We start from the raw sequence: 10,480 nt of genomic DNA, 5'->3' as shown, positions 1-10,480 counted from the left end.
GCCCTGTTGCACGCCCAGCCCCTGCCGGGCACCCGAGGTGCGGTCGCCGTGGTCTCCAACGCGGGCGGCATCGGCATCCTCGCCGCCGACGCCTGCGTCGAGGCGGGGCTCAGCGTGCCCGCACTGCCCGCGGACGTCACCGCCGAACTGGCCGCCCTGCTGTCACCCGCCGCGGGCACCGCCAATCCGGTGGACACCACCGCCGCCATAAGCCCTGCCGAACTGCGCGCGTGCATCGAGGTGTTGACGCGCAGCCAGGCGGTGGACGCCTTGCTGGTGTGCCTGGTACCCACCGCCCTCACGCCCGGGGCGGATCAGGACCTCCTGCCGGCTCTGCTGGACGGCCCTGCCCGGCGGCGTGTCCCGGTGGCAGCCGTCATGCTCAGCCAGGAGATGCCGATCCGCTACCGTCGCTGCGCGGACGGGGGTCAACTCCCTTCCTACGCCGACCCGATGGCCGCCGCCCGGGCTCTCGCCCAGGCCCGCGACCGGGCCCGGTGGCTGGCCGAGCCGCCCGGTGTCGAGGCGCGGGCCGTCGACTGCGACCCGGATGCGGCCCGGGAGCTGGTGGACGGCTTCCTGTCGGCCGAGCCGGACGGCGGCTGGCTCGACCCGGTGCGCACCGCCCGGCTCCTGAACTGTTACGGCCTGCCGCTCACCCCCTCGGTCCTGGCCACCGACGAAGCCGGCACCGTCGAAGCCGCCCGGTCGCTGCGCGGCGCGGGGCACGAGGGGAAGGTCGCACTCAAGGCGTACTGGCCCGGCCAGGTCCACAAGAGCGCGAGCGGCGCCGTCCGCACCAACCTGGCCGATGACGGCCAAGTGCGCACCGCCTACCGCGAGTTCGCCGGGCACTTCGGTGACCGGCTGGCCGGGGTGGTGGTGCAGCCGATGGCCGCCCCCGGCCTCGAACTCCTCACCGGCATCGTGCAGGACCGGGTGTTCGGCCCGCTGGTGGTCCTGGGCCTGGGCGGCACCGCCACCGAGGTGCTCGACGACCGGGTGGCCCGGCTCGCCCCGCTGACCGAGGCCGACCTCACCACGATGGTCGCCGAACTGCGCTCCGCACCACTGCTGCTGGGCCGCCCCGGCTTCCCAGGGGTCGACCTGGCAGCGGTCGGCCGGGTGCTCGCCGGACTCTCCCGGCTGGCCACCGACCTCCCCGAGCTCGCCGAGGCCGACCTCAACCCGCTGATCGCCTCGCCCGACGGCCTGGTCTGCGTGGACGCCCGGATCCGGCTCCACCCGGCCACCGCGTTCGACCCCTACCTACGGCAACTACGGCGCCCTCGGACCTGATGACCTCACCGGCCGTCAGTTGTGCAGGGGTGTGTCGTTCGCGGCCGCATCGGTCGTCCCCGCGCGCAGGAGCTGGTGGCCGAGATCGATCAGGGCACGCCCGGCGGCGAACTCGTCGCCGATCTCCGGCACAGGCACGTCGTGCGGACTGCGCTGGGCTGTGGTGCGACTCTCCAGGGTGTTGTCTCCGGTATCGAGGACGGCGTGCACCTTGGTGAGGTCACCCTCCTCGAAGAGGTCGAGGCGAAGGGCCCACCGCTTGGTGCGGGCCGGGCCGGTGTGCGTGGTCATGTCGGTACCTGTCCCTTCGTTTCAGGTCGGCTGCGGCCGCTCAGTGATCGTCCGGCCGGGGCACGGTGATGACCGGGCAGCGGGCGTGGTGGAGGAGGCCGTGCGGGACGGATCCCAGCCGCATACCGGTGAACCCGCCACGGCCACGACGACCGACCACGACGGCGAGGGCGTGCTCGGACGCCTTGGCCAGTTCCTCGACCGGGTGGCCGCGCACGACCTCGTGGGTCAGCCGCACATCGGGGTATGCGGCGGCGTGGCCGGCCGTGGCCTCGCCCAGCAGGCGGCGGCGCTCCTGGAGCCCGAAGTGCTCGTCCTGGAGGGCGACGAGCGGGGACCGCCACACCCACAGGGCTCGCAGGGCAGCGCCCCGCAGTGCGGCGGTCTCGAACGCGAAGTCGATGGCGGCCCGGGACGACGGGCTGCCGTCCACGCCGACCACCAGGTACTGCGGGTCCTGGGTGACGTGCTCGGGGTCGCACACCACCGCCACCGGACAGTGGGCCTGGGCGCTGACCGGGACCGTCACGGAGGAGCCGCTGAGCGCCTCCTCCGTGCGGGACAGCCGCCGCGAGCCGAGCACGACCAGCTCGGCGCGCTCGGACTCCCGGCACAGCGCCTGGCCCGGATACCCGTCCAGGACGCCGGTGGACACCGCCAGGTCCGGATGCCGTCGGCGGGCGAATCCTGCGCCCTTGTCGAGCAGCAGACTGCCTTCCTTCCGGAGGGCCTCGTGGCGGCGGGCTTCGTCGACCCCGCCGATGTCGCGGAGCATCGGCGGGACGGCGTGGACCAGCCGGAGCGGCAGATCCCGTCGTTCGGCCTCGTCGGCCGCCCAGGCCATCACGAGCAACCCGGGGGCGAGGGCGTCGACGCCGAGCACGATCGGTCGGCGTGTGCTGGCGAATGTCATGGCTCCTCCACCGGGGTGCGTCGGGTGAAGCGGTGGTTCCTGTGTCCTGCTCGTAGCGTATGAAGTGGGCCACAGCGGGGGGAAGGGCCGAGCGGCCCCCCGGAGCGGGCCTCAGGAAGCTCGCCGGGCCAGGGCCGGACGGCCCTTCGAACCGGGCCCTGGGCCTCTCGGCCACCGTCCGCGCGAGGTGCACCGTGAGATCAGATCGCACGAGCGCGACGCCGTAAAAACGGGGGTGAGGAGATGCCCGCCATGACCGATCCGTCGCTGACCCTTCCCGAGTTCCGACTGCTGGCCGCAGCGGGCGGAGCTGCGCCCTCGCTTCACAACAGCCAGCCCTGGCGCTTCCGTCCGACCACCGACGCGCGCGGTCTGGAGGTGTACGTCGATGCTTCGCGCGCCGTGCCCGTCACGGACCCGGACGGCCGGGCCCGGTACATCTCGGTGGGCGCCGCGCTGTTCAACCTGCGCCTCGCCGCCGGCCACCTGGGCAGGGCCGCGTCGGTACGACTGCTGCCGGATCCGTCCACGCCGGAGCTGGCGGCGGTACTCGACTTCTCGCGACCGGCGGACGCGCCCGAAGCCGAGCTCTACGCGGCGATCAGCCATCGCCACTCCAGCCGCCGGCCGTTCACCAACCGCGACGTGCCGGAGGCCGTGGTCGGGGAGCTGATGGCGGCCGCCGCCGCCGAGGACGTGACGCTGGCCCCGCTGGAGGAGGCGGGGGTACGCCGGGTGCTGGCACTCACCGCCGAGGCGGAGGAGCGGATCGCCGCCGATGTGGCCCGCCATGCGGAGACCCGTAGCTGGCTGCGCCTGGAGGAGCCCGCCTCCGACGGCATCCCGGCTGCGGCGTTGGGCCCGCTGGACCATGAGGCCCGGGTGCCCATGCGGAGCTTCACCGGGTACCCCCAGGCGATGCCGTCCGAGCGCTTCGAGGCGCTGCCGCAGGTGTGCACCCTCACCACCCGTGGGGACCTGCCGGTGGACTGGCTGCGCGCAGGGCAGGCGCTGGAGCGGGTCTGGCTGCTGGCGACGGTCCGGGGCGTGCGGGCCAACGTCCTGCACCAGGCGGTCGAGTGGCCCGACACCCGCGGACTGCTGCGCGACCCGTCCGAGGGCCCGGGCCATGTGCAGCTGGTGATCCGGGTCGGCTACGGACAGCCCGGGACGCCCTCCCCCCGCCGGCCGGTGGCGGAGACCCTCGATCTGACGGCCTGACAGAAGGACCCGCGTCGAGGCACCGCACCGTCGGCGAGATGGCCCTGTCGCGCGAGTTCGACATCACCGCCGTCCCGGTCGTGGACGACGACGGACGGCCCAGCGAGTCCGACCGGCCTGGGAGCCCAGAATGCTGCTACCGCCATCGCCTGGACAGCCTGCGCCAGGGGCGCGGGGCGGCCTCAGGCCCCTTGGCCAATGATCTGGGTGACAACTAAAAAAATATCCGTCTCAGTCGTCCCCTTCCCTACTCTCCGGTCAGCGGCTACCGTCCCCGACTAACAAAGTTAGTTTTATGACGGCAAGGTGGCACCCAGATGACCGAGAGAACCGTCCCCTCCTCCGACGCCGAGGCGCTGGCCGCCCTCGGCTACCGCCAGGAGCTGCGCCGCAGTCTCGGCGTGCTCGGCAACATCTCGATGGGCTTCGCCGTGGTCTCCCCCGTGGTCGGCCTCTACGCGGTGGCCCAGGTCGGCATGAGCATCCAGGGCGGCGCCTGGATCTGGGCGCTGCCGGTCTGCCTGCTCGGCCAGCTGCTGGTGGTCGCGGTCTACTCCGAGCTGGCCTCGCAGTGGCCGCTGGCCGGCGGCGCGTACCAGTGGGCGCGGCGGCTGGTCGGGCCCGGCTTCGCCTGGATGAGCGGCTGGCTCTGGCAGTTCGCGGTGATGTTCGCCAACACCACGGTCGCCTACCTGGCCGCGCCCTGGCTCTTCGCGCTGGTCGGGGCCACCCCGACACCGGTCGGTCTGGTCCTGGTGGCCGCCGCCTTCATGCTCTGCTGCACGCTGGTCAACGCGTACGGCATCAACCTGCTGCGCTGGTTCGTCTCGGCCGGGATCGCCGCCGAACTGATCGCCTCGGTGCTGGTCGGCCTGGCCCTGCTGCTGTTCTTCCGGCAGCACGGCTTCGCGCTGCTCACCGACAGCCTGGACGCCTCCACCGTCACCGGCACCGGCGGGCTCGGCTCGCTGCTCGCCGTGATCGCGGTCGGCGGCTGGGCCTTCATCGGGTTCGACGCCTGCGTCTCCACCGCCGAGGAGACCAAGGACGCCGCCCGCCAGGTGCCCCGCGCGATGCGCTGGGCGCTGCTCAGCGTCGGCGTGGTGGTGATCCTGAACGCCGTCTCGGTGGTGCTCGCCCACCCCGACCCGGCGGCCGTGATCTCCGGTGCGGACCTCGACCCGGTGACCACCGCCGTGGTGACCGGCTTCGGCGACTGGTCGGCCAAGCCCTTCGTGCTGGTGGTCGTGGTCAGCTTCACCGCCTGCCTGATGGCCTCCCAGGGCGGCGCCGCCCGGGGTCTGTACTCGCTCGCCCGGGACGGCGTCTTCCCGTTCTCCCGCCAGGTCCGCAAGGTGAACCGCCGTCAGGCCCCGATCGGCGGACTGGTCGCCGCCACCCTGGTCAGTGCCGCCGCGCTGCCGCTCGGCCTGGAGTCCACCGCGATCGGCAGCCTGATCACCTTCGGCAGCGCGGCCACCTTCCTGCCGTTCTTCCTGCTCAGTGTGGCCGCGCTGACCGCCAGGCTGCGCGGCACCTGGCGCCCGGCCGGTGCGGTCTCGCTCGGCCGCTGGGGCACCCCGGTCAACCTGCTCGCCGTGCTGTGGACCGGCTTCGAGGTGGTCAACATCTGCTGGCCGCGCGCCGTCCTGGTGCCGCCGGGTGCCCCCTGGTACCAGGTCTGGGCCGCCCTGCTCGGCGTCGGACTGGTCACCCTGACCGGCTTCGGCTACCTGCTGCTGCGCCGCCCGCAGCGTCTGATGACCGCTCAGCCCGAGCCCGCACTCGCAACGGCCTGACGGTCACTGCTGCCAGGACCGCCACAGCGCCGCGTACGGACCGTCGGCGGCGACCAGTTCGTGGTGGCTGCCGACCTCGCTGAGCCGGCCGTCCTCCATCACGGCCACCCGGTCGGCGTCGTGCGCGGTGTGCAGCCGGTGGGCCACCGCGATCACCGTCCGGCCCTCCAGTACGGCGGCCAGCGCGCGTTCGGTGGCCCGGGCCGCGGTCGGGTCCAGCAGCGCGGTGGCCTCGTCCAGGATCAGCGTGTGCGGGTCGGCCAACACCACCCGGGCCAGCGCGAGTTGCTGGGCCTGGGCGCCGCCGAGCCGGTGACCGGCCGGGCCGAGCTCGGTGTCCAGGCCGTCCGGCAGCGGGTGCGCCCAGCCCACCGCGTCCAGCGCGGCCAGCAGTTCGCCGTCCCCGGCCTCGGGGGCGGCGATCTGCAGGTTGTCCCGCAGGGTGCCGAGGAAGACGTGGTGCTCCTGGGTGACCAGGACGACCTGGCGGCGCAGCGCCTCCGGGTCGAGGTCGGCGACCGGCACCCCGCCGACCGTCACGCTGCCGGTGCGCGGCCGGTCCATGCCGGCCAGCAGCCGGCTCAGGGTGGTCTTGCCCGAGCCGGACGGGCCGACCACGGCGATCCGCTCCCCCGGACGGACCGTCAGTTCCACCCCGTGCAGCACGTCCGGGCCGCCGTCGTAGGCGTACCGGACGCCGGTGACCTCGATCCGGTCGTCGACCGGCGTGCCCGCGGCGGCGCTCGGGGTCCTGGACGCCCCGGCGATCCCCTCCACCCGGGCGAACGAGGCGCCGCTGCTCTGGAGTTGCTCGATCTGCATCAGCACGACGTCCACCGGGTCGGCCAGCCGGCGCAGGTACATCGCGGTGGCCACCACGCTGCCCAGGCTGAGCACGCCGTGCGCGTGCAGCGGTCCGCCGACCAGCAGGACGATCGCCACCGGGACCAGATAGGAGGCGTCGATCACCGGGAAGTACACACTGCGCAGGAACAGCGTCCGGAACCGGGCCCGGCGGGCGGTGCCGATCGCCAGTTCGGCGGCGGCGATCCGACGCTGCTGGAGGCCGAGCGCGTCCACCGTCCGGGCCCCGGCTGCGGTGGCGACCAGCACCTCGGCGACGACCGAGTTGGCCGAGCCCTCCGCCAGGTAGGCGGCCCGGGCGCGGCGCAGGTACCAGCGGGTGCCGAACCAGATGCCCGACAGCCCGAGCAGACCGCAGGCGCCGAGCAGCGGGTTGATCACGAAGACCGCGCCGAAAATGAACGCGACCTCGAGACCGGCGATGAAGATCTTCGGTACGGAGTCCCGCAGGGTGGTGCCGACGGCCGCCACATCGGTGGTGCCACGGGCCGTCAGATCGCCGGTGCCCGCCTGTTCGACCACGGTCGGCGGCAGGTCCAGGGCCCGGTCGACGAACTGTTCCCGGACCCGGGCGGAGGTCCGCTCGCCGATCCGGTGCCCGAGATAGCGGGCCTGACGGGTGAACAGCAGTTGCAGCAGCGCGCAGAGCACCACGGCCGCCGCGAGCCGGTCCACCGCGGCCACGCCGCCGCCGTTGCCCACCTGGTCGACGATCCGGCCGAGCAGCGCGGGGCCGGCCAGCCCGGTGGCGGCGGCCAGCACATTGAGCGTCAGCACCCCGCCCAGCGACCGGCGGTCCTGCCGGAGCAGGCCACGGGCGGCCCGGCGCACCTCGCGTACGCCGGCGACCGGGAGTTGGTGGTCGGTGGCGGTGCTCATCGGACGGACTCCTCGGCAGAACGCGGCGCGGGCAGGTCGGTGGCGGACAGCCCGGTGGACGCTTCGGTGGGTGTTTCCTCCCGGGTGACCAGCGCCCGGTAGCCGGGGTGGTCACGGAGCAGTTCGCGGTGCGGACCGGTGGCCGCCACCCGGCCGTCGACCAGGTGTACGACGGTGTCGGCCCGGTCCAGCAGCAGCGGCGAGGTGCTGGTGACCAGGGTGGTCCGGCCCGCCCGGAAGGTCCGGAGCCCGGCGGCCATCACCGCCTCGGTGTGCGAGTCGACGGCCGAGGTCGGCTCGACGGCGAGCAGGATCTCCGGGTCGGCCAGCAGCGCCCGGGCCAGCCGCAGCCGCTGCCGCTGCCCGCCGGACAGGTTGCGGCCCTCGGCCTCGACCGGCGACTCGAGCCCGGCGGGCAGCCCGCGCAGCACGTCCAGGGCGGCGGCCGCTTCGAGTGCCTCCAGCAGCGCCTTGTCCTCCCGGTCCTGTCGGCCGCCGAGCAGCTCCCGGAGCGGGCCGGCGAACAGCGCCGCCTCGTTGTCCGCGATCAGGATCCGCTCGCGCACCGTCGGCAGCTCGACCTGGTCCAGCCGGACGGTTCCCCAACTGGGGCTGTCCGCCGATGAGTCGGTGTCGGCGAACCGGGTCAGCCGGTCCACCACCGCGACGGCGTCGGCGGGACGGGCGCAGGCCAGCACGGTGAGCCGGCCGGGCAGCACCTCGACCCCGGAACGGGGGTCGAGGAGTGGCGCGGGGCCGTCCGGGGCGTCCGCTCCGGCGCTGCTCCGACGGGGCGTCAGGGTGAGGAACCGCACCGTACGGCGGGCCGCCACCAGCCCCCGGCTGAGGTCCTGGCCGCCCTCCATCAGGAACCAGACCGGGATGTTCAGCGCCGCCGTGTACCCGAACACCGCGACCAACTCGCCGATGGTGATGGTGCCCTGGGCCGCCAGCCGGGCGGCGGCCCAGGTGACCACGGCCACGAACAGGATCGGCAGCCCGGCCCCGATCGACTGGATCCAGCTGGTCACCGCGCCGACCCGGTAGCCGTCCGCCTGCAGCAGCTGCGAGTCCTGCCGGTACCGGGCGGCGTACATCTCCTTGCCGCCGAGCCCGTGCAGCACCCGAAGACCGCCGACCAGGTCCTCGAACCGGCCGGCCAGCCTGCCCTGCCGCTCGCGGTAGCGGGCCTCGGTCTCCTGGAGCCGGCCCAGCAGCGGCCCGATCAGCAGCGCGAGCGCCGGGACACCGAGCAGCACCAGCGCCGCCAGCAGCGGGGAGATCTCCAGCAGCAGGTAAGCGACCGTCAGGTACGCGATCACCGCACCGACCCCCGGGCCGGTGAAGGTCAGGGCCGCGCTCATCCGCTGGACGTCGGAGACGCCGATGGTCACCAGTTCACCGGCGGCCGCCTGCCGGGACAGCGCCGAGCCGAGCCGGACGGCCTGCCGGACCACCACCCGGACGGTGCGGAAGGTGGCGTCCATCCGGACCTTGGTCATGGTGCGGTGCCGGGCGACACCGACCAGCGCGTTCAGTCCTCCGGCCACCACCAGGGCCAGCGACCAGCCGACCAGCGCACCGGGGCGGTCGGCCTTCAGCCCGTCGTCGACCGCCCGGGACAGCAGGTAGGACGGGAGGATCAACCCCAACATCCAGAGTGTGCCGAACACCGTCCCGGCCACCGTCCGTCCCGGCTGACTGGCCACCAGCCACCAGAGGTACCGCCCGGCGCTGCGCACGTCCGGTTCTCCCGGATCCTGATTTGGTTCGGTCACGGCCGTACCTTAGCCGGGGCGCCCGCCGCCGAGCCTCCGATTTTTCGGCCGCAGCAGGTCAGCCCATCAGCAGCTCGCGGACCAACCGGTCCCGGGCGGGTGCCAGCTCGGCCTCCACCGCGGTCTGCTCGGCCGGGCCGAAGGACACCGGGTGCGAGTCGACCGGGCGACGGCCGACCAGCTTGATCCGCAGGTGGGTCGGCGGGTGGCTGGTGTCCACCGCGCCGGCTTTCCGGACCGACAGCCGAAGCCGCCGTTCCTGCTCCAGCGGGGTCAGGCTGCCAGCCAGTGCGCCGAGCTGGGCCCACAGGTCCGCCTCGGGGCGACCGGCGTTCGGGCCGCTCCGCTGCCTCGGCAGGCTGCGGTAGCGAAGCAGCACCGTCTCGGCGCTCGGGCCGAGCAGCAGCGTCTCGAGCATCTGCCGGGTCGTCTCGATCGTCGTGACCCGGGCCGCCAGCTCGTCGGACCGGTACTCTGCGGCCTGGCCGGACCGCGTGGTCAGCCGGTCCATCAGTTCCAGCAGCCGACCGGTCAGCCATTTCGGTCCCGCCAGCAGCAGTTGGGCGATGAAGTTGACCGGCTGGAGGATCAGGTGCCACTCCACCAGCGCGGTCCACGCCCAGTACAGCCAGGCCCGGCGCCGGTTGTCACCGTTCACGTCGTGCCCGAACTCGTGCCCCAACAGGGCGACCTGCTGCGGCGGGGTGAGCGCGGTCCAGAGCGGCAGCCCGATCACCAGCACACTCCGGCGGCGCAACCCGCTCCGGCCGAACGCGGCGTTGAACCTCTCGTCGGTCCGGATGTAGTGGACCGGCCGGGTCCCCACCGCCGCCGCCACCCGGTCCGCCAGGGCGTACAGCGCGGGTGCTTCGGCCCGGGTCAGGAAGCTCTCGTCGGGACGGATCCGGTCGAACCGGGGCCGGAGCAGGAAGCCGAACCCCAGGCAGCAGACCCCGACCACGCGCAGTGGCCAGGTCCCCAACAGCAGCAGCGCCGTCGAACCGCCCAGCACGGTCAGCGAGACCAGGTGCACCAGCCCGGCCAGGGTCGCCGCGAGCAGCCGGTCCCGTCCGGCCGCCGCCCGGTCGCCGTTCAGCAACGCGTCGAACAGTCCCTCGACCCTGGCCTGGGTCCTGCGCTTCCTGGCCTCCGTCCGCCGCTTCTCACGCTCGGCCCGGCGACGCTTCTTCGGATCCGACTCCCGGGCGGGTTCGGCCGGTTGGAGGTTCCATTCGCAGACCGGGCACCAGACCGGGAACCGTTCGTCGGCTTCCAGTACGGCGGCGCAGTCCGGGCAGGCAGCCGGGCTCGCATGGTGGCGCGCACCGGGCGCGTCGACAGGGGTGGACATGGGCCGGAATCATGCCAGAGCTCGAGCGGACACCCTCCGGGGGGGCGCGCACCGTCCGCGACACGCCGGGTCCGGCACTGGCGGG

Annotated in this window: 8 protein-coding genes; 3 read left to right on the top strand and 5 right to left on the bottom strand. The window is 73.7% G+C overall.

The window, feature by feature from the left end:
- Nucleotides 1–1,299 (top strand): acetate--CoA ligase family protein (locus tag ACXJMZ_RS15095; protein WP_457030538.1); only part of this gene is annotated, 1,299 nt, incomplete at its 5' end.
- 15 nt (nucleotides 1,300–1,314) lie between these two features.
- On the opposite strand, the gene ACXJMZ_RS15090 is transcribed toward ACXJMZ_RS15095, so the two are convergent.
- Nucleotides 1,315–1,590 (bottom strand): dsRBD fold-containing protein, encoded by a 276-nt coding sequence (locus ACXJMZ_RS15090; RefSeq protein WP_457030537.1) that lies wholly within the window; start codon nucleotides 1,588–1,590, stop codon nucleotides 1,315–1,317.
- Nucleotides 1,591–1,630: 40 nt separating this feature from the next.
- Nucleotides 1,631–2,503 (bottom strand): universal stress protein, encoded by an 873-nt coding sequence (locus ACXJMZ_RS15085; protein ID WP_457030536.1) that lies wholly within the window; start codon nucleotides 2,501–2,503, stop codon nucleotides 1,631–1,633.
- Between the two features lie 252 nt (nucleotides 2,504–2,755).
- Here ACXJMZ_RS15085 and ACXJMZ_RS15080 point away from each other — a divergent pair, with 252 nt between their 5' ends.
- Both ACXJMZ_RS15080 and ACXJMZ_RS15075 read left to right on the top strand, forming a co-directional pair.
- The gene (locus ACXJMZ_RS15080; RefSeq protein WP_457030535.1) at nucleotides 2,756–3,724 is read left to right on the top strand and encodes an Acg family FMN-binding oxidoreductase; all 969 of its coding nucleotides are present in this window, start codon (nucleotides 2,756–2,758) and stop codon (nucleotides 3,722–3,724) included.
- A 317-nt stretch (nucleotides 3,725–4,041) separates the two neighbouring features.
- Entirely contained in the window at nucleotides 4,042–5,523 is a 1,482-nt protein-coding gene (locus ACXJMZ_RS15075; RefSeq protein ID WP_457030534.1) for an APC family permease, read from the top strand.
- Nucleotides 5,524–5,526: 3 nt separating this feature from the next.
- Here the strand turns inward: ACXJMZ_RS15075 and ACXJMZ_RS15070 are convergent, their stop codons facing one another.
- Genes ACXJMZ_RS15070 through ACXJMZ_RS15060 form a run of 3 tightly spaced genes read right to left on the bottom strand, consistent with a single transcriptional unit; the run spans nucleotide 5,527 to nucleotide 10,395 of the window.
- A complete protein-coding gene (locus ACXJMZ_RS15070; RefSeq protein WP_457030533.1) occupies nucleotides 5,527–7,266 on the bottom strand; it encodes an ABC transporter ATP-binding protein in 1,740 nt (579 codons plus the stop codon).
- Complete coding sequence (locus ACXJMZ_RS15065; RefSeq protein ID WP_457030532.1) at nucleotides 7,263–9,044, bottom strand: ABC transporter transmembrane domain-containing protein; 1,782 nt, start codon at nucleotides 9,042–9,044, stop codon at nucleotides 7,263–7,265. The genes ACXJMZ_RS15070 and ACXJMZ_RS15065 overlap by 4 nt, the downstream gene beginning before the upstream one ends.
- A gap of 58 nt (nucleotides 9,045–9,102) precedes the next feature.
- Nucleotides 9,103–10,395: a M48 family metallopeptidase gene (locus tag ACXJMZ_RS15060; RefSeq protein ID WP_457030531.1), complete on the bottom strand. Its 1,293-nt coding sequence runs from the start codon at nucleotides 10,393–10,395 to the stop codon at nucleotides 9,103–9,105.
- Between the last annotated feature and the right edge of the window lie 85 nt (nucleotides 10,396–10,480).

Source organism: Kitasatospora sp. P5_F3 (assembly GCF_054049135.1).
The sequence above is the reverse complement of the archived record's forward strand: the minus strand, read 5'-3'. Positions and strand labels throughout refer to the sequence as shown.

What these genes read in the sequence shown, in the direction of transcription:
- ACXJMZ_RS15080 (WP_457030535.1), top strand. Translation starts at nt 2,756, where the DNA reads ATGACCGATCCGTCGCTGACCCTTCCCGAGTTCCGACTGCTGGCCGCA.
- ACXJMZ_RS15075 (WP_457030534.1), top strand. Translation starts at nt 4,042, where the DNA reads ATGACCGAGAGAACCGTCCCCTCCTCCGACGCCGAGGCGCTGGCCGCC.
- ACXJMZ_RS15070 (WP_457030533.1), bottom strand. Translation starts at nt 7,266, where the DNA reads ATGAGCACCGCCACCGACCACCAACTCCCGGTCGCCGGCGTACGCGAG.
- ACXJMZ_RS15085 (WP_457030536.1), bottom strand. Translation starts at nt 2,503, where the DNA reads ATGACATTCGCCAGCACACGCCGACCGATCGTGCTCGGCGTCGACGCC.
- ACXJMZ_RS15060 (WP_457030531.1), bottom strand. Translation starts at nt 10,395, where the DNA reads ATGTCCACCCCTGTCGACGCGCCCGGTGCGCGCCACCATGCGAGCCCG.
- ACXJMZ_RS15090 (WP_457030537.1), bottom strand. Translation starts at nt 1,590, where the DNA reads ATGACCACGCACACCGGCCCGGCCCGCACCAAGCGGTGGGCCCTTCGC.